Raw genomic sequence first — 17538 nt, 5'->3', positions numbered from 1 at the left:
CGGGGGCACCTACGGGTCGCCGCGGGTGACCGTCGAACTGCGCGCCCACGGCGTGCGGGTCAACCGCAAGCGGGTCGAGCGGATCATGCGGCAGCAGCGGTGGTTCCGGCTTCCCGGCAGCGAAGCCTCCTACGAGCACGACTTCCGGGTGGGCGGTGGCGAGATGGCGCGCAGCACCTTCACCGGGCTGGACGCGGCGCCCGAGCGACTGGAGTACCGGTCGCGGTACATCGACATCGTGGACGCATACCGGATCGTCTACAGCTACGAGGCTGTCGTCGACGGTGAACTGCGATGGGTCTCGCTGGTCACCGTTCGACTCGAAGCCGAGACACACGGAACTCGCCTGGAACGGACCGAACAGGTGACCTTCCTCAGATACGCGGGGGACGGCAGTGCGGACCTGGCGCATCTGCGCGGCGGGAGTGTGCTGCAACTGAACGGCCTCGACGCGGCCCTGCAATCCGGCCATCGGCGTCAGCAATTCGCAGTGCCCGGCCTTCTCGACCGTCCGTAACCGTCGGCCCGATAAGAACGGACCACCCATGACGACTGTTGGATCTTCCGCCAGGTCCAGGTCGCCGAAGCCGCGGACCAGGGCGGCCGGCAGCCGGCCACGTTCCTCGCGGAACACCGACGCCACCAACGCCACCGCGGCGTCGCCGATGCCTTGTCCGGCGCTCCGCGCCGGCCGCCCGTCCGTTCATCGCGGTCAGGCCCAACTCGGCCACCGGCCGGACCGCGACCGGCCGTCACTGCGGGCGCAGCGGGCAGCCCAGTCCAACGCGGCATCGAGGTCGGACACGTCGATCACATAGGAGCCGCCGAGCACCTCGCGCGTTTCCGCAAACGGTCCGTTGGTCACGACCCGCTAGCCATCCGACGTGATCCACAACGCGGGAAACGGGCATGTGTCGACATCCTCATCTGGCCGCTGTTGACGCGCGAGCGGCGCGCATGACACGACCGCGCGTACGCTGCCGTGGTGCAGATCGACTTGGTTGCCCTGATTGTCGACGAGTACGACCCGGCGATCGCGTTCTTCACCGACGTACTCGGCTTCGACCTCGTCGAGGACTCTCCATCGCTGACGAATGGCGGACGCCCCAAGCGGTGGGTCGTCGTCCGGCCCCCGGGTGCCCAGACCGGGATCTGCTCGCTCGCGCCGACGGAGAACACCAGCGTGCCGCTGTGGGTAACCAAGTAGCCGGCCGGGTCGGGTTCTTCCTCCGTGCCGACGACGTTGACGCCGCGTACCGGCGGATGACCGAGGCCGGTGTCACCTTCGTCCGGGAACCGCGGACCGAACCCTACGGTCGGGTCGCGGTCTTCCTCGACATTGCCGGCAACCGGTGGGACCTCCTCGGCACGACCTCACGTCACCGTGCTTGCCAGCCAAGCCGCCAAGATCACACATCCTGATCTGCCGCGGAGGGCTCGTCGCTGAAGGTGACGTCAGCGCTGGCCGCTGGTTGCGCGGCCGAGACGCGGATGCCCTTATCAGCAAGCGTCGTTGTCGGCGTCGTGACGGGCGCGGGCGTTACGGATTTCGTGTTCGTGGTCCTCCGCCCAGCGGCCGACCGCGATGATGAGGGGCAAGAACGAGCGACCCAGGTCGCTGAGGGAGTAGTCGACGCGTGCGGCAGGACCGGGGCTCGGTATCCGGTTCACCAGCCCGTCGCGCACCAGCGCCCGCAACGTACGGGTGAGGATCCGCCGGCTCAACCCGTCCACGGCCCGGTCGAGTTCGTTGAAGCCGTATGGTCGTTCTGCGAGCACTGCCATCAGCAACACGCTCCACTTGTCTCCGGCGCGCCGTAGTACGTCCGCTGCGGCGCACAAGGATCGGTCCTGCGCCGAGACCGGCACCGGGATGAGCGGAGACATCGATGTTCCCTCTTTCGCCATGCGGGCCGTCCACCGACGATCGAGCGTACCCGGCAGGAAGAAGGAGCATCTGGTGCGCACTTTGGTCATCACCGGCGGAACCCAGGGAATCGGTAAGGCCCTGGCGCAGCACTATCTGAACCGAGGCGACCGAGTCGTCGTCATCGGAACGAACCAGAAAAAAGTGAAGCGCTACTCGCCGAAGCGGATCGGCTCAGCGCCAGCGACCGGTGCTCATTTCTGCCCGCCGACCTCAGCTCGCCGACAGCGACCATCCGGCTCGCCGACCAGCTCCGCACGCGGTACCCGAGCATCGACGCCCTCGTACTCGGCGCCTTCCGTTACCAGACCAGGCGCCAGGAAACCGCCGAGGGTATCGAGCGCACCTTCGCACTGTACGTGCTCAGCCGGTTCCTGCTCGCCGAGGAACTGCGCACCGCGCTGGAACGAGCAGCACACCCAGTGATCGTGAACCTGTGCGGCACAGGCGGCAAAGCAGGCCGGCTGCACTGGGACGACCTTCAACTCCGCAGACAGTACCGGCCCCTCGCTGCCACCATGCAGGGCGCCCGCGCCAACGACCTACTCGGCGTCGCCTTCACCGACGAACATCCCGACAGTCCCGTCCGGTACGTACTACACAACCCGTTGTTCGTGAACACCGGACTCGCCGAACCATTCAGACAACCAACCCGCACCGCGATAAGCATCATCACAAAGGTGTTCGCCACGCCGGTCGCCAAAGCGATCCAGCCGATCATCGAACGGATCGACACACCACCACGCCCCGCGCTGTCCGCCTTCCGGGTAGACCGCATGATCGACATCACCGGCCCGGCCTTCGACCGGAACGCCGCCCGCCAACTGGCCAGCACGCTACGCCATTTGATCATCAACAGGACCCAGGATTAGCCAAGGACCGAGCAACAGTCGTCCAGCTGATTCCACGAAGCCCACCCCCCACGCTGAAACGCCTGCCTCGACGGCCGCGCGGCAGCCAACCAATTTGGGCCAACCCCAAGGGCTTCGTCAAACGGTGACACCGAACCCACCGGACTCACACGCCTCGGCGCCCGTCACTACGATGCCGCCATCGGCCGCTTTGTGTCCGTTGATCCGATCCAAGATATGGCGCAACCGCAACAATGGCACGGCTATTCATATGCCAACAACAGTCCGATCATCTTCAGTGATCCCAGTGGCCTTTACGCAACCGGAGATAATGAAGGCCACCTCAGGGACTACAGTCCGAAGCCGGGCTCTCACAAGATCGTCGACCATAGGCCCAAAGTAAGCAAAACAACAGAACATCGCCCGCCGACCGTGCTTGTGCACAATGTCAACTATACGGTCAAAGTAGACCACGCCGATGGTCAAGTCTTCCTCAACACGTATCCAGTGCCGCCGGGCATGAGCGCGCCACTACTCGCATCGCTCCTGAAGGACTTTTGCCAAGACGGTATCTGCGACGAGATCTTCAAATGCGGGAACTTCATGTCCTGCGCCATGCTCAACACAGATCAAGAAGCGGCAATGGCAATTTCGGCTATATGTAGCCAAGACCATTGCACTGAAGCATTCCGGTGGGCGAACGCTAAAGACTCGATGGTGTTACACTCGGACCGACGCGCGTGAACATTGCTGGCTATGGCGGATACCGCCACTGTTGACCTTAGAGTGGCGAATAATGAATCTTGAAAAGAACTCTCAGGACGCTTGCGCATCTGCTCTGTTTCGGTACGGCTTCAGGCCTAAGCGTAGGGGCATTCTATTGCAACCTCGGGACACCGCAGACGTTGAAGGCTGGCTTGGTTTGAATCTGGCTACTTGGGGCCTGCCTAACACAATCCAGATCAATCCTGTGGTGGGAGTCAGGCACGTTCCGCTTGAGAATGCTCTAGTCGCTCATGCGCGATGGAAGACTCCTGTTGCGTGTGTGTCAAGGCCTCTTGGCTACTTGATGCCTCAAAACGCTTTCGCGCAATGGGCCTTTCCGTCAGGTGGTGACCTTGCTGCTCCCGCAGAGGATTTGGCGACGGCCGTCGCCGAATATGGTCAGCCGTTCATTGAGAAGTGGGCGAATTGGGAAACATTCTCGAATGATATTTCCGAGTCGAAACTTCTGCTCGATAATCAAAAGAGCTTTGTGCTTCCATTGATTTCGGCGATCAACGGGGATCGCGTGCACGCTAATCATCTGATTCGCCGAGAGCTCGACCGGATTGCAGGGGCCTCAGACGTGTATTCAGAATCCTACCAGCGATTTGCCGAAAGCTTCATGAAGAATCCGTTGTGACTACGGATCAGAAGGTTAGGGGTTCGAGTCCCTTCGGGCGCACAAGATCGACAAGGCCTTGACCTGCCATTACGGCGGTCAGGGCCTTGTCTGTTTCTGTCCATGAGGGACGGTTGGCTGCTCGGTGGCTGCTCGTGCGACGAGCATCCCCTGCGTGTCGGTCTGTCCGTGGGCGTCCGGTCGGGTCCGTGCGAGCTTGACGATGCCGAACTTTCACCCTTCCTCAATCAATTCACGAATACTGATCGAATGCGTGGAGGGCGGGGTGGGGTGGGGGCGTGGTTCCGCATCTTGCCGTCGACGTGAACCCGCGCGGTTTGTGTTGTGGCGCGAGTGCATCGGGTTGGTCGCCGTTCGGGCGGCGGAGCCGTGGACGGAAGGAATTCGGTGGTGCTGGGAGGTTAGCGACGGTACGAACAGGGCGTACAGGGTGGGCGTCGTTCTGTCCCCGCCGCTGTGGGGACGGCGGGCTGGCACGGCGGGACTTGCTCTTTCGGCTTGTTGTAGAGGGGTGGTGTGGTGACGCGACGGGCGGCGTCGGGCGGGCGGCCGATTGTTCTGGTGACGGGTGTGGCTGGGGGAGTTGCGCGTTTGTTGCTGTCGGGGCTGGGGGCTGCGTACACTCTTCGCCTGACTGACCGGAGGCCTTTTCCGGGGGCGGTCGTGGGGGACCTGTGTGACGCCGGCTTTGCCCGTCGGGTCTGCGCGGGGGTCGACGCGGTCGTCCATCTCGCGGCCGATGCGGATCCCGATCAGCCGTGGCAGCAGTTGTGTGATCCGAACGCCACGGCGGTGGTGAACGTCCTGGACGCTGCCGTGGCGGTGGGCGTACCGCGCGTGGTGCTTGCCAGCTCGTTGCACGCCATGGGTGGTCACGTCGATGCCGGCCAGACCGAGATCGGCGAGGACATGCCGCCGTATCCCTGCTGTACCTACGGTGCGTTGAAGGTGCTCGCCGAGAATGTCGGCCGTCTGTACGCCGACGTGCATCGCTTGCGCGTCGTGTGCCTGCGCCTCGGTGGTGTGCTGGACCAGCCGCCGGCACGCAGCTGGCTACCGGGCTGGCTCAGCGGACCGGACCTGGTTCGCCTCGTCACCGCAGCCCTGACCGCCGAGGTGCGGTATGGCATCTACCACGGTGTCTCCGCAAACTCCTTCCGGACCTGGCGCAACGACCGCGCCCGAACAGAGCTGGGCTACGAGCCGCTCGACGACGCCGTCACCTATGCCGGCCAGGTACCGGACGACCTCACCGAAACATCCTCACACCATGCTGGGGTACGCCAAAGGATCCTCCACCTGACCTGAACAGCCCTGAAGCCCCTCCAGGCATGATTCAAGGGTGCACTCTCATGCCGATGAGCGTGCCTCGTCGGTGCTTGCGCCTCTACGCCGAGCTGTGGTCACGCATCACTAGGTCCGGGTGTCCAACCGACCTGCTGCGCCCATGCGTCGGCGTGTCGGATGATTTGCCACACGAAGGAGTCCTTCGCCTCGACGTATGCCTGTCGATCATGGCGGAACCGTTGCGCGCATCGGCGCTTTGTCTCGGCGTACGCGGCGGCCTCGTCCGGGTGGGACCGCAGATAGTCCCGGAACAGCAGCGGAATCTGCTGGGAGAAACTCCCGAGCTGCCGCACGTGGATATGTGTCCGCCGCTGGCCCGGCGGCTCCCGGAAGTAGCGCTTCGTCCGTTCGGGGTTGCTGGCGCGGTGAACGTAACCCAGTCCCTCCAGCGGTCCCAGGAACCCATCGACCGGTTCCAGCGACAGCACCGAAATTTGGATGTCGAGGACGGGCTTGGCAGCCAGGCCAGGTACTGAAGTGGAACCGATGTGGTCGATCCGAACTGCCACGTCGCCGAGGGCTCGGCGAAGTACGGCGCCCAGGCCGGCGAAGGCCACGCCCCAAGCAGGCTGATAGTCGACGATATCCACCGGGCTTGGCATCCCGTCATCATGTCATTGGCGCGCCGGTACCTTCGTTGGTCGGCCAGGGAACAGCCGATCGAACGGGCGTGCTCTTCTTCCGCGAACCAATCGTCACCTTGCGTAACGGCGATCCTGGTCGTCAACCTTTCCGGACGTAGCCGATGACAGTGTGTCTGAACCCCTGAGATTGTGCGGCAGCCCCGCGGACCGTGGCCCGGCTGTGCGTGAGGACCTTCGCTGCCGGACACGGTCTGGGTGGGAGTAAGTGCTGGAAGCATGGTGATGACGCTCGGATCGGAGACTACTTCGTCGAGTGGCCGTCCGCGCCGGACGACCGCACCCTAGGAGTCGTCGACTTCTCGATCTTCCCGCACCTGAACGCTTTCCCCACGAACACCCCGTCTGACGCGGAGCGGTAGGCCGGGCCGCCGACATCGGCGGCCCGGCCTACGCCATCGACGAACAGACGGCCATCAAAGTCATCGACGGCTCCGTCGAGGTGGTCTCCGAAGGCCAATGGACGAAGTTCGGGTGATTGCCGCCCGGACGGCCATCCGGATCTGCCGCACAGTGCGCGGCGTGGCACCAGTTACGCCTGCGGTACGACCACGTCGTTGGAGCGGGGCGGATCGAATGTCAAGGTCAACGAGCTGTGGTAGGCGACGGAGCGGCGCTGGGTTCGCGGCTGATCGGCCGGCTCGACGTCACCCGTCCAGACCTTCACGACTCGATAGGCAAAACCGTCCTGGCGCGCCCCCTCGGCGCGGAACGAAACGTGTTTCCGGGATGCGCTGTGATCGCGGGGTTCAGGCCAGGAGAATCTCGCGCATCCGCGCGCCCAGGTTGATTCCGCCGACCACTCGATGGCCGGCCGGATCGTGGACGTCGAGCGTGTTGTTGCGGCGCATCACCTCACGGACCGAGGCCGGCAGCCGGGGCGGGTCGTCCATGGTCGCGAGGACCTGCCCGGCGGTCGAGATCAGTCGGTCGGCCAGGGAGGCGGCATCGGTGTCCACCCGTACCTGGCCGTGTTCCATGGCGACGGTGGTGAGGTCGAGTACCTCGAACACGTGGGCCAGGAGCGGGAGCGGGTCGGTCACCTTATCGAGCCGGGACGCGTGGCTGCCGACGACCTCGACGGCGGCGGACACCTGCGCGTACGGGTGGAGGCCGCACGGCAACGTGAACAGCGGCCACCGCAGCGCCGGGCCGGCCTCCTTCCACAGCGGCCGGTAGTTCCGGCGGTGCACCAGGAGCCTGCGACCTGTGCGTCGGTACACGTCGTGGGCTTGGGCCTGCAGGTGCGTGTGGGCCTCGTTGGCGGCCTCGCTCACCATCCGGGCCGCTACCACCAGGCCGTCGTCGTCGTTCAGCGTCCGGGTGATCGCTTCGACCTGTTCCGGAAAGCGGGCCTGCGAGCCGGCGCCGTACCGGTGCCGCACGTCCCGCAGCAGCGTCTGCTGCCGCTCTGGATCGAGCTGGACTGGCCTGCTACCCAGCAATTGCCGGAGCCAACGCATCTCGCCTCGTTTCAGCCGCTGCGGACCGCGGCAATGCTAGTGCGTCGGGCCCACTTCGTATCGTGTGGGGTCTGTTCGCTCCTCCATCGTGGTGCCGGTGCACGCGTACCCGGTGACGGGGCGACCAGCACTGGCGGCGTCCTCGCCCGTACACGGTGGAGTGACCTGCCCGGCTTCGGTGGAGATCAGAAACAGGTGCTCCGATGGGGTGGCGGGTCTACTGCATCCCGCTACCCCATCGGAGCGACTTCACGAGCGTCAGGCGAGGTGTCGAGCCAGTGACTCGCCTTCGACGTCGAAGGTCGGCACGACCTTCTGCATCCAGCGGGGCATCCACCAGATGCGCCGGCCGAGGATGAGCATGACGGCCGGAACGATCAGCATGCGGACCAGGAAGGCGTCGACCAGTACGCCGATGGCCAGGGCGAAGCCGATGGTCTTGAGGATGATGTCGTCGGTGAGGGTGAAGCCCGCGAAGACGCCGACCATGATGAGCGCTGCGGCGGCCACGACGCGGGCGCTGTGGGTGAAGCCGTCGATGACCGCCTGGCGCGCCGGGGTGCCGTGGACGTACGCCTCCCGCATGCGGGTGACGAGGAAGACCTCGTAGTCCATGGCGAGGCCGAACAGGATGCCGGTGAGCAGGATCGGCAGCAGGAACAGCACCGGCCCCTCGGTGTCGAGACCGACGAGTTCGTTGAGCCAGCCCCACTGGAAGACCGCGACGGTCGCGCCAAGGGAGACGCCCACGGAGAAGAGGAAGCCGAGCGCCGCCTTGACCGGTACCCAGATCGAGCGGAACACGGCGATGAGCAGGATGAGTGCCAGCCCCACCACGACGGCGAGATAGAGCGGGAACACCTCGGTCAGTTCGTTGGAGATGTCGACGCCGACGGCGGTGACGCCGGTGACCAGGGCGCGGGCTCCGGTCTGGTCGGGCAGGTCGGAGAGCGTGGCCCGGATGTCGGCGACGAGGTCCTTGGTCGACTGGTCCGACGGTCCGGACTGGGGGATCACCGTGAGGGTCACGTACTGCGTCGTGCCGAGCTGCTGCATGAAGGCCTGCTGGGCTTCGGGGCTGTCGCTGGTGATGGCCGGGATCACGGCGATGATGTTGGAGTCGTCCTCCGCCGCCAGCGTCTGGAGCCTCTCGGTGGCGGTCCCGACTGCGGCGGCCGGGTCGGTGGCCTGCGCGGTGTCGATGACGATGAGCAGCGGCCCGTTGGCGCCCGCGCCGAAGTTCTCGTCGATGAGGTCGTAGGCGACGCGTACATCGCTGCCTGCGGGTTTGGTGCTGTCGTCCGGAAGCGCGAGTTGCAGGGAGGCCACCGGGATGGAGGCCACGGCGGCGACCGCGACGCCGACGATGAGCGCGGGCCAGCGGAGGCGGGCGAGACCTTCGACCCAACGGCGACCGAGGGTACGTGACGTGCGGGAACTCTGGTCGCTGCCGGTGTCCTCGGTGGCGGCGGCGGCGATCTGCTTCTTCACGACGCGGGCACCGGCGAAACCGAGCAGTGCGGGCAGCAGGGTCAGCGCGATGAGTACGGCGAGCGCGACGGTGAACGCGGCACCCAGCCCCATCTCGGTGAGGAATCCGATGCCGCAGAGGGCGAGGCCGACGAGGGCGATGACGACGGTGAGGCCGGCGAAGACCACGGCGGAGCCTGCGGTGCCGACGGCGCGGCCGATCGCCTCCTCCAGCGGGCGTCCCTGGCGGACCTCGGCCTGGTAGCGGGAGAGGATGAACAGCGCGTAGTCGATGCCGACCGCCAGCCCGAGCATCGTGCCGAGCGCGGGAGTGGTGGTGCTCAGATCGACGAAGCCGGTGAGAGCGGCGATGGAGGCGGCACCGATTCCGACGCCCACCAGCGCGGTCAGCAGCGGCATCCCGGCCGCGACGAGCGACCCGAGGGTGAGGGCCAGCACGACGAAGGCGATGGCGATGCCGATCAGTTCGGCGATGGCGCCACCGATCTCCACACCGAGTACGTCTCCGCCGACGGTGGCGGTCAGTCCGGCCCGCTCGGCGACGTCGCGGGCGGCTTCCAGCGCCTCCCGGTCCGAGGTGGTCAGGTCGACCGCGCTGCGGGCGTAGCTGACCGAGGCGAAACCGGTCCGCCCGTCCTCGGAGACGGCCCCTGCCTCGAACGGGTCGACGATCGACCTGACGTTCTCGGTCCTGAGCGCGGCGAGCGAGTCGGACACGGCCTGCTGGTTGGCCGGGTCGGCCAGCGTCTCGCCGTCCGGGGCCTGGAACACCACCCGCGCCGTCGCGCCGTTCGGCACGGCGTCGGGGTCGCGCTCCCTGATCAGGTCGAACGCCTGCGTCGACTCGATGCCGGACAACTCGAAGCTGTCATTCGTCTTGCCCGACAGGGTCGTCGCTCCGAGCGCCACGGTGAGGAGCAGCAGGGCCCAGATTCCCGCCACGGTCCAGCGGCGTCGGAACGACCAGCGTCCGAGCCTGAACAAGTGCCATGCCATGCCGTCTCCTCCTGCGTCTCGGTGAACAGGTCCCGCGTGGGCACCTCGCCCGGCTCCCGCCGACGAAGCGCGACCTCACGGCCTGTCGTGCCGCAGACGCTAGCACGAAAATATCCGACTGGATATTTTCGTGGTGGTGGTCATAGGATCGGGCAGGCGGCGCACCATGCCGACCGCCGATCGCTCTGGAGGTGGGCCATGACCGACCCGGAAAAGCGGGACCGCCCGAAGCGGGGGCCGTACGCCAAGGGGCTCGCGCGGCGGCAGCAGATCATCGACGAGGTGCTGGCGGTCTACGACCGGCTGGGATACGAGGGCACCTCACTGCGCGCCATCGGTGAGGCGATCGGCGTGACGCATCCGGTGCTCAAGCACCACTTCGGCACCCGCGAGCAGCTCTTCATCGAGGTGCTGCGGGAACACGACCGCCGCTTCCTCGAGACCGCGTACGACGGGGACGCCAGCTTCGTCGACCTCATCCACCAGTCGGCCGAGCACAGCATGCGCGTACCAGGGCTGATGTCGTTGCTGAACAGCATGGTGGCCCACGCCCTGGAGGCCGGAAACGAACACTCGCGCGCCCACTTCTCCGAGCGGTACGCCGACCTGCGCGAGCAAATCACGGGCCTGCTCGCCGAAGGCCAGGAGGCCGGGGCCGTACGCACGGACATCCCCCTGGACCAGGCGGCCTCACTCCTCCTGGCGGCGGCCGACGGCCTGGGCACCCAGTGGCTGCTCGACGGGAGCGCCGACATCAAGAGCGGCCTGCTACTGCTGCAACGCCTCCTCGCACCACCGGACCAGCAGGTGGCACAGACGCACTAGGCAGCAGCACTAATCGGTGGCCTCGCCGCCCTGTTCCGGCCTATCTTGCAGCGAGACCGTCTTCCTGCGACCCCCTACCGAGAGGACATCACCCCGCGTGACCCCGCCCGCTCTGTAGACCTGACCCATTCCGCGCATCGGTCGCCGACCTCGCCGTCGGCTCTCTTTCCGTGCCTTCCGTCAGGTCTTCAGAGGGATCATGTCTACGCGTCCTCTCATCATGTCGTTCCCCATCGGTCTAGTGACGCGGCTTCAGCCGCTGACGATTTCCCATGCTCACTGTCAATCCGACAACGCCTTCGCCCTCGTCATTCATGGCCTTCCCGAGCCGCTGATCGTGCGGTGGCGCCGGGGAGCGCGGCAGAGGTTCATTTGTCCGGTGCGAAGCCGTCGCCGCGGGCCCGAGCCGGGGCGGGAGATGCAGTGGCCTCGCCCCGGGCTGCATCACGCCTCGGTACGCGCGTGGTCGCGGGTCGCCGAACGGGACCGATGGTCGGGATCGGTGCGGTGCCGGCGCCGGAGGTGAACGCCGCTCGATCCGACCGTGGCGGTTGCATGTGCGGCGACCGTGTCGGGCGGTGGCCTGCGCTTCTCAGCCAGTTCTGAGCTCCGGAGCAGGCGTCCCTACCGGAGCATGGTCGCGCTCCGGTAGGGGCGGCGCACCCGTCTGTGGCTACGCCTTGTGATCGCTCTTTACACCGACCGTCTCCGATGCCTACTGTTCGTGCATCGACTGGCTTGATCACGGGGGTGTCAGGTGGCTGGTGACCGCACGGGTGCGTCTCGGCGTTGGTGGACGGTGGGGTTGACGCTGGCACTGGTGTCGTCGCCGCTGGCAGCGCCCACCTCAGCCGGGGCGGCAGCGTCCACCTCGACCGAGGCGCCACCGCCACCGGCGGCGGTGACCTCTAACGACTACCTCAGCGACGGTGCGCCGCGCGGCGGCGTCGGCCTGCCCGGCACGTTCGAGGTGATCCCGCCGACGACCCGCGCGCACGAGGTGAAGGAGTACGCCTACAGCCTCGAATCCGGTGTGGTGAGCGCAGCGGAGACTGTAGCGGCGCGGTCGACGGACCACGGCGCATCGATCACGGTGGCACCACGGCATGACGGCATCAATGTGCTCCACGTCTGGTCGAAGAGTCATGCGGGTCGGATCTCCACGATGCTGACGTACATGTTCTTCGTCCGAGCCGACTCCGGTCCCGCCGCCCGCTGGACGTTCGAGGAGACGGGCGCCGCCGCGACCGATGTCTCCGGCCACGGCAACGCCCTGACACTCGGTGAGCCTGCGGTCCGGGTCGCCGGCCGGTCCGGGGTGGGCACCGCGCTGTCGCTGCCGGGCACGACTGCGGCGACCAGGACCGCAGCGCTCCACACGCCGCACCCCTTCACCGGTGCGTCGACCCCGATGAGGACCGACGCGAGTTTCACCGTCGCCGCCTGGGCCAGGATCAGCTCGACGTCGGGTGGCGACGTGCAGACCGTGGTGAGCGCGAGCGGCTCGCGGACGTCCGCGTACTACCTCGGCTATGCCGGCGGTGACCAGCGCTGGCGCTTCTCCATGGCGGCCGCCGACACCGACGACGCGGCCCTGCACAGCGTGCTGTCCGACGCGGCACCGACGGTGGACAGGTGGACGCATCTTGCCGGCGTCTACGACGCGAGCACCAAGACGATGACCCTGTACGTCAACGGTGTCGCCCAGGCCGCGACCACGACCCTGGTCGGCGGGTTCGACGCCACCGCAGAGGTGGCGGTCGGCAAACGCAGGTGGAACGGTGGCGACGACGGCTTCTTCACAGGTCTCGTCGACGACGTACGGGTGTACACCTCTGTCGAGACCTCGACGGAGCTGGCGAAGCTGGCCGTGCCGCTGCCGCCGACGGTCACGTTCCCGCACGGCAGCGAGGTCACCGGGGGTGGACAGATCACCGTACGGTTCGACGCACGTGGTGACACGAACGTCATCGCCTTCCGGTACAGCATGGGCGACGCCGGCCTCGGTAGCACGGTGAATGCCGCCACGCCGGGCGGCACGGCCACCGTCACCCTCGACGTCGGCGACACCAGGGGTTCCCGCCCGGTCTACGCGGCGGCGGTCGCCGACGGAAACCGGGTGAGTGACAAGAACGACGGTGAGTTCACCGTGAGGCCGGCGACGAGCCTGTCCGGGAACGTGTGGAACGAATACTTCCTGCCGTTGGCGGGGGCGGTGGTCCAGTTGCAGCCCGGCGGATACCAGACCACCTCCGCCGCCGACGGCAGCTACGCCCTGACCGGCGTGCCGCCGGGGGTCTACACCGTCACCGCGACCTTCGGCGGTGAGTGCGGCCTGTCGCACAGCGCCCTGCTCGAAATAGATGGCCAGGGCTTGACGTTCGACTTCTTCCTCGGCGATTTCGGCGACGACCCGGGCGACGCCTGTCCCGAGTAGTGCAGCGCATCCTCAGATCTGGTTCTCGCCGCCGTCGACGTACAGGTTGGCGCCGAGCATGAAGCTGCTGTCGGCGGAGGCGAGGAAGGCCACTGCGGCAGCGATCTCCTCGGTGCGTCCCATGCGTCCGATGGCGATCCGGGCCGCCTCGTTGGCCTTGAAGGCCGTCGCGTTCTTCTCGCCGACGAGTTCGGTGATGCCGGAGGTGTCGATCGGGCCGGGTGAGATGGCGTTCACCCGGATGCCGCGTGCCTTGAGTTCGTTGGCCCAGATGCGGGTGAAGGTCCGCAGGGCCGCCTTGGAGGCCGCGTACGCGCCGAAGCCCGCAGTGCCGCGATCGGCGGCGGTGGAGGCGTTGATGATCACCGAGGCGCCGTGGTTCAGCACCGGGAGCGCCTTCTGCACGGTGAAGAGGGTGCCCTTGACGTTGATCCCGAAGATCTGGTCGAGGTCCCGCTCGGTGATCGTCTCGATGGTCGCGAACGAGGCCGTGGCCGCGTTGGCGAAGAGGACGTCCAGCCCGCGACCGTGGGCCGCGACCCTGTCGTAGAGCCGGTCCAGGTCCGCCGGGACGGTGATGTCGCCGGGTACGGCCGTCACGCCCGCGCCGATGGTCTGCACCGCCTCGTCCAACTCGGCCTCGCGTCGGCCGGTGATGAACACGTGCGCACCCTCGGCCACCAGTCGGGCAGCGGTGGCCCGGCCGATCCCCCGGGTGCCGCCTCCCGTGACGACGGCGGTCTTGCCTTCCAGCCTACGCATTTCTGACCTCCCCCAACTTCCGCACCGATCGGTACGGAACTAGACCGTAGCACTTCTGAACCGATCGGTGCACAAGGGGTAGGATGGTCGTGTGGAGAAGGTGCAACAGGGTCGGCCGCGCGGGTTCGACGCCGAGGCGGCACTTCAGAAGGCCATGACGGTCTTCTGGAAGCAGGGCTACGAAGGAGCCAGCCTGGCCGACCTGACCGAGGCGATGGGCATCTCCCGCACCAGCATGTACGCGGCCTTCGGCAACAAGGAGCAACTCTTTCACCTGGCCCTGCAACGCTACGAGGAAGGTCCCGGCGCCTACGTCGTCCAGGCGCTGGGAGCACCCACCGCCCGCGAGGTGGCGACCGCTTTCCTCACCGGTTCGGTTCAGGCCAACACCCGGCCCGGATGCCCCGCCGGCTGCCTGGGCGTCCAGGGCGCACTGGTCGTCGGCGAGACCGGTCAGGTCGCGCGCGACACCCTGGCCGCCTGGCGCGCCCGAGGTCAGCAGCACCTCCGCGACCGGTTCCAGCTGGCCGTCGAGAAGGGGGATCTGCCCGCCGACGCCGACCCGGACCTGATCGCCCGATTCGTCATGACGATCGCGAACGGAATGGCCGTGCAGGCGGCGGGCGGCGCGACACGCGAGGACCTCCAACGCGTGGCCGACGCCGCCCTACGGCACTGGCCGCCGACCTGAGAGGTGGGTAGATCTGTTGTCGCCCCAACGACAACAGATCTACCCACCTCCCTTGCGCATCCGGCGCTGCGGGCAGGAGTGATGAGTTGTCGGGCCCGCGCCCGTCATACCTATGTCAGGATGCGGCGAGGCATGAGGATGGCGTGATGGGCGAGCAGGTCATGAGTGGTCTGGGCGAGGTCGACGAGTCGGCGTTCTCGGGGCTGGCGGAACGGCACCGGCGGGAACTACACGTGCACTGCTACCGGATGCTGGGGTCGTTCGAGGACGCCGAGGACACCGTGCAGGAGACGTTCCTGCGAGCCTGGCGTCGGCGGGAGACATTCGAGGGACGGTCCACGTTCCGGGCCTGGCTGTACCGGATCGCCACCCACGCCTGCCTGGACCTGCTCGCCAAGCGCCGCCCCGAACCGGCGACCGGCGGCGAGGTGCTCTGGTTGCAGCCCTACCCGGACCGGCTGCTCGACGAGTTGACCACCGGCGACGCGGACGAGCCGGAGGCGGTCGCCGTCGCGCGGGAAACGATCGAGCTGGCGTACCTGGTCGCGGTCCAGCATCTCGCGCCGCGCCCACGGGCCGTGCTGATCCTGCGCGACGTGCTCGGCTGGCCGGCGAAGGACGTGGCGGAACTCCTGGGGGACTCGGTCAACTCCGTGAACAGCGCGTTGCAGCGTGCCCGCGCCGGCATGCGGGAGCACCTGCCCGCCGAGCGCCAGGACTGGACCGGCGGCGAGGAGGACGCCGGAACCCGTGAGCTGGTACGCCGCTACACCGACGCCAGTGTGGCCACGGACATCGGTGGGCTCACCGCGCTGCTGCGGGAGGACGTCCGCTGCTCGATGCCGCCCACCCCGGGCCTGTACATCGGTCGCGACCCGGTGGTGAAGGACTGGGTCGACAACGGCTTCGAGAACATGACGAACCTGCGTGGCATCCCCACCAGGGTCAACCGGCAGCCCGCCGTCGCCTTCTACCACCGGCGAGAGGGTGCAAGCGCGTACCTGCCGTTGACCATCGACGTCCTGCGCATCAGCGGCGGCGCGATCACCGAGATCATCACGTTCCACGCCGACCAGTTCCCCCGGCTCGGTGTGCCGACGTCGCTGCCGGCGGACGACACCGAACAGTCCCGGGCCTGATCCGACGAGGAACGAGAGGAGGAACGACATGAGCAGCACACATGACGCCGATGTCGTCGCCGGTCCGGCAGCGGACCGCCCCCGCCGTACCCGTCGATTCGGCCGACTCGTCGGCATCGGTCTCGTCGCCGCGCTCGCGGCGACGGTCGTGACCACCCTCGCCGCCGCACTCGCCCGGGTGGTGGGTGTCGACTTCGCGCTCCCCGAGGGAGGCGAGGCGATCCCGTTGGGCGGCTTCACGGTGGTGACCGGGTTCTTCTCGGTCGTGGGCGTCGTCATCGCCGTCGCCCTGCTCCACTGGAGCGCCCGTCCCGCCCGACGTTTCGTGTGGACCACGGTGGCCCTGACTGTGGTCTCGATGATCCCGCCGTTCCTGGCCGGCGGAAACGTCGCGACCATCGCCGCCCTCCTCGGGCTGCACGTCGTCCCTGCGGCGGTGGTGATCCCCGTCCTGGCACGGGAACTCCGGCGTCATGAGAGCCGGCCGTAAGGGCGGGTAGCGCGTTCTTCCTGGGAGTACTGGGACCAGGCTGTCGCCGGACCGGATACCTACCGTGGTCGACATGGCGAATTCGAGACTCGGGGGCCTGTTCAGCGCGACCTGCGGCGTCCTGTTGCTCGTGAGTTGCTCCGCCGAGGCGGGCAGTGGTGGTGCCGCTTCTGACGGCGCGACGCCGTACTCGGCGACTGCCGCACCGACTGCGACGCCGTCCGCTGTGACGCCACCGGCGGGGGCGGGTGACGTGTCGCCGCACCCGTACGTCGGGATGTGGGTGACGGCCGACGGCCACATCCGGCAGATGCTGCTGCCCGAGGGTCGGTACGACGAGGCCCGGGGCGAGCGGGAGAGCGCCTACACGGGTTCCTACCAGGTCGTCGGGACCCGGATCGAGTACGTCGACGACACCGGTTTCAGCGCGGACGGCACCTTCGACGGAGACGTCCTGCACCACGCGGGATACGTCTTCTATCGCGAGGGCAGCGACGCGCACCGGCAAGCGAGGGAGGAACGAGGATGAAGGACAGCGTGACGCAGCACAGCCGGCGGGTGCTCCTGACGGCAGGGATGGCCGGTGGACTGACGGCCCTGGCCGGGGTCGGTGCGGCCTCGGCGGCCCCGGCCGAGCGGGACGGCGGGCGCGGCCCCGGGAAACCGGGCGAGGAGGGCCGCAACCGGGCGGCGGTGTTGCGTGCCTTCGCCCGGCAGAACGCGGGCGGCGACATCTACGAGATCCTGCACGACGACGTCCGGTGGACGATCGTCAACGGTCGCACCTACACCTCCAAGGCCGAGTTCCTGGCGGAGGGTTCGGCACCGATCCTGGACCGGCTGTCGTCGATCCTCAGGATGACGATCAAGGAACTGTGGACCGACGGTGACACCGTGATCATCCGGTTCGGGGGTGACGCGACGGCCATCGACGGCGTCGACTACCACAACGAGTACTGCTGGATCTGGCAGCTGCGCGGCGGCAAGGTGGTGCGGTGCCACGCCTTCCTGGACATGATCGCGGTGCGGGAACTCGTCGAGCGCATCGAACTGCCGTGAATCGGCGGTACGAG

At 67.3% G+C, this 17538-nt stretch carries 15 protein-coding genes and 5 pseudogenes; 14 read left to right on the top strand and 6 right to left on the bottom strand.

Features of this window, described 5'->3' with window-relative positions; genetic code table 11:
* Window positions 1-97: pseudogene (locus ACFYTT_RS28575) on the top strand (IS3 family transposase); the annotation flags it as partial.
* Between the two features lie 666 nt (window positions 98-763).
* Here ACFYTT_RS28575 and ACFYTT_RS28570 read toward each other — a convergent pair.
* Window positions 764-868 (bottom strand): annotated as a pseudogene (locus ACFYTT_RS28570) (YciI family protein); the annotation flags it as partial.
* A 114-nt stretch (window positions 869-982) separates the two neighbouring features.
* On the opposite strand from ACFYTT_RS28570, the pseudogene ACFYTT_RS28565 reads away from it, so the two are divergent.
* A pseudogene (locus ACFYTT_RS28565) lies at window positions 983-1422 on the top strand (VOC family protein).
* A 78-nt stretch (window positions 1423-1500) separates the two neighbouring features.
* On the opposite strand, the gene ACFYTT_RS28560 reads toward ACFYTT_RS28565, so the two are convergent.
* Complete coding sequence (locus ACFYTT_RS28560) at window positions 1501-1977, bottom strand: winged helix-turn-helix transcriptional regulator (RefSeq protein ID WP_387263808.1); 477 nt, start codon at window positions 1975-1977, stop codon at window positions 1501-1503.
* On the opposite strand from ACFYTT_RS28560, the pseudogene ACFYTT_RS28555 reads away from it, so the two are divergent.
* The 4 genes and pseudogenes from ACFYTT_RS28555 to ACFYTT_RS28540 all read left to right on the top strand — a co-directional run bounded on the left by ACFYTT_RS28555 (window position 1874) and on the right by ACFYTT_RS28540 (window position 5491).
* Window positions 1874-2799, top strand: a pseudogene (locus ACFYTT_RS28555) (SDR family NAD(P)-dependent oxidoreductase). The gene ACFYTT_RS28560 and the pseudogene ACFYTT_RS28555 sit on opposite strands and share 104 nt — an antisense overlap.
* Before the next feature lie 192 nt (window positions 2800-2991).
* Window positions 2992-3522: a hypothetical protein gene (locus ACFYTT_RS28550; protein WP_387263805.1), complete on the top strand. Its 531-nt coding sequence runs from the start codon at window positions 2992-2994 to the stop codon at window positions 3520-3522.
* Window positions 3523-3574: 52 nt separating this feature from the next.
* Window positions 3575-4183 (top strand): hypothetical protein, encoded by a 609-nt coding sequence (locus tag ACFYTT_RS28545; RefSeq protein WP_387263802.1) that lies wholly within the window; start codon window positions 3575-3577, stop codon window positions 4181-4183.
* Between the two features lie 519 nt (window positions 4184-4702).
* Window positions 4703-5491 (top strand): NAD-dependent epimerase/dehydratase family protein, encoded by a 789-nt coding sequence (locus tag ACFYTT_RS28540; RefSeq protein WP_387263799.1) that lies wholly within the window; start codon window positions 4703-4705, stop codon window positions 5489-5491.
* 95 nt (window positions 5492-5586) lie between these two features.
* Here ACFYTT_RS28540 and ACFYTT_RS28535 read toward each other — a convergent pair whose 3' ends face one another.
* Window positions 5587-6132: a GrpB family protein gene (locus tag ACFYTT_RS28535; protein WP_387263795.1), complete on the bottom strand. Its 546-nt coding sequence runs from the start codon at window positions 6130-6132 to the stop codon at window positions 5587-5589.
* Window positions 6133-6345: 213 nt separating this feature from the next.
* Here ACFYTT_RS28535 and ACFYTT_RS28530 point away from each other — a divergent pair.
* Window positions 6346-6649: pseudogene (locus ACFYTT_RS28530) on the top strand (Type 1 glutamine amidotransferase-like domain-containing protein); the annotation flags it as partial.
* Window positions 6650-6920: 271 nt separating this feature from the next.
* Here the strand turns inward: ACFYTT_RS28530 and ACFYTT_RS28525 are convergent.
* Entirely contained in the window at window positions 6921-7634 is a 714-nt protein-coding gene (locus ACFYTT_RS28525) for a hypothetical protein (RefSeq protein WP_387263793.1), read from the bottom strand.
* A gap of 258 nt (window positions 7635-7892) precedes the next feature.
* Complete coding sequence (locus ACFYTT_RS28520; RefSeq protein WP_387263790.1) at window positions 7893-10121, bottom strand: MMPL family transporter; 2229 nt, start codon at window positions 10119-10121, stop codon at window positions 7893-7895.
* A gap of 198 nt (window positions 10122-10319) precedes the next feature.
* On the opposite strand from ACFYTT_RS28520, the gene ACFYTT_RS28515 reads away from it, so the two are divergent.
* Window positions 10320-10946: a TetR/AcrR family transcriptional regulator gene (locus tag ACFYTT_RS28515; protein WP_387263788.1), complete on the top strand. Its 627-nt coding sequence runs from the start codon at window positions 10320-10322 to the stop codon at window positions 10944-10946.
* A gap of 820 nt (window positions 10947-11766) precedes the next feature.
* Window positions 11767-13383 (top strand): LamG-like jellyroll fold domain-containing protein, encoded by a 1617-nt coding sequence (locus ACFYTT_RS28510; protein ID WP_387263785.1) that lies wholly within the window; start codon window positions 11767-11769, stop codon window positions 13381-13383.
* Window positions 13384-13395: 12 nt separating this feature from the next.
* On the opposite strand, the gene ACFYTT_RS28505 is transcribed toward ACFYTT_RS28510, so the two are convergent.
* Complete coding sequence (locus ACFYTT_RS28505; protein ID WP_387263784.1) at window positions 13396-14145, bottom strand: SDR family NAD(P)-dependent oxidoreductase; 750 nt, start codon at window positions 14143-14145, stop codon at window positions 13396-13398.
* Window positions 14146-14236: 91 nt separating this feature from the next.
* Here ACFYTT_RS28505 and ACFYTT_RS28500 point away from each other — a divergent pair, with 91 nt between their 5' ends.
* The 5 genes from ACFYTT_RS28500 (at window position 14237) to ACFYTT_RS28480 (ending at window position 17524) form a co-directional block, all read left to right on the top strand.
* A complete protein-coding gene (locus tag ACFYTT_RS28500; RefSeq protein WP_236145516.1) occupies window positions 14237-14836 on the top strand; it encodes a TetR/AcrR family transcriptional regulator in 600 nt (199 codons plus the stop codon).
* Between the two features lie 146 nt (window positions 14837-14982).
* Window positions 14983-15975, top strand: coding sequence for an RNA polymerase subunit sigma-70 (locus ACFYTT_RS28495; protein ID WP_387263780.1), 993 nt, complete (start codon window positions 14983-14985; stop codon window positions 15973-15975).
* A 28-nt stretch (window positions 15976-16003) separates the two neighbouring features.
* On the top strand, window positions 16004-16465 hold the full coding sequence (locus tag ACFYTT_RS28490) for a DUF6069 family protein (RefSeq protein ID WP_387263777.1): 462 nt from the start codon (window positions 16004-16006) through the stop codon (window positions 16463-16465).
* A gap of 73 nt (window positions 16466-16538) precedes the next feature.
* Window positions 16539-16994 (top strand): Atu4866 domain-containing protein, encoded by a 456-nt coding sequence (locus ACFYTT_RS28485; protein ID WP_387263774.1) that lies wholly within the window; start codon window positions 16539-16541, stop codon window positions 16992-16994.
* The gene (locus tag ACFYTT_RS28480; RefSeq protein ID WP_387263772.1) at window positions 16991-17524 is read left to right on the top strand and encodes a nuclear transport factor 2 family protein; all 534 of its coding nucleotides are present in this window, start codon (window positions 16991-16993) and stop codon (window positions 17522-17524) included. Before ACFYTT_RS28485 ends, ACFYTT_RS28480 begins: the two co-directional genes overlap by 4 nt.
* The last annotated feature ends 14 nt before the right edge of the window (window positions 17525-17538 follow it).

The sequence above is a fragment of the Micromonospora sp. NPDC003816 genome (assembly GCF_042874705.1).
In the GTDB taxonomy this organism is placed as follows: Bacteria; Actinomycetota; Actinomycetes; order Mycobacteriales; family Micromonosporaceae; genus Micromonospora.
This window is presented reverse-complemented; position numbering and strand designations above follow the sequence as displayed.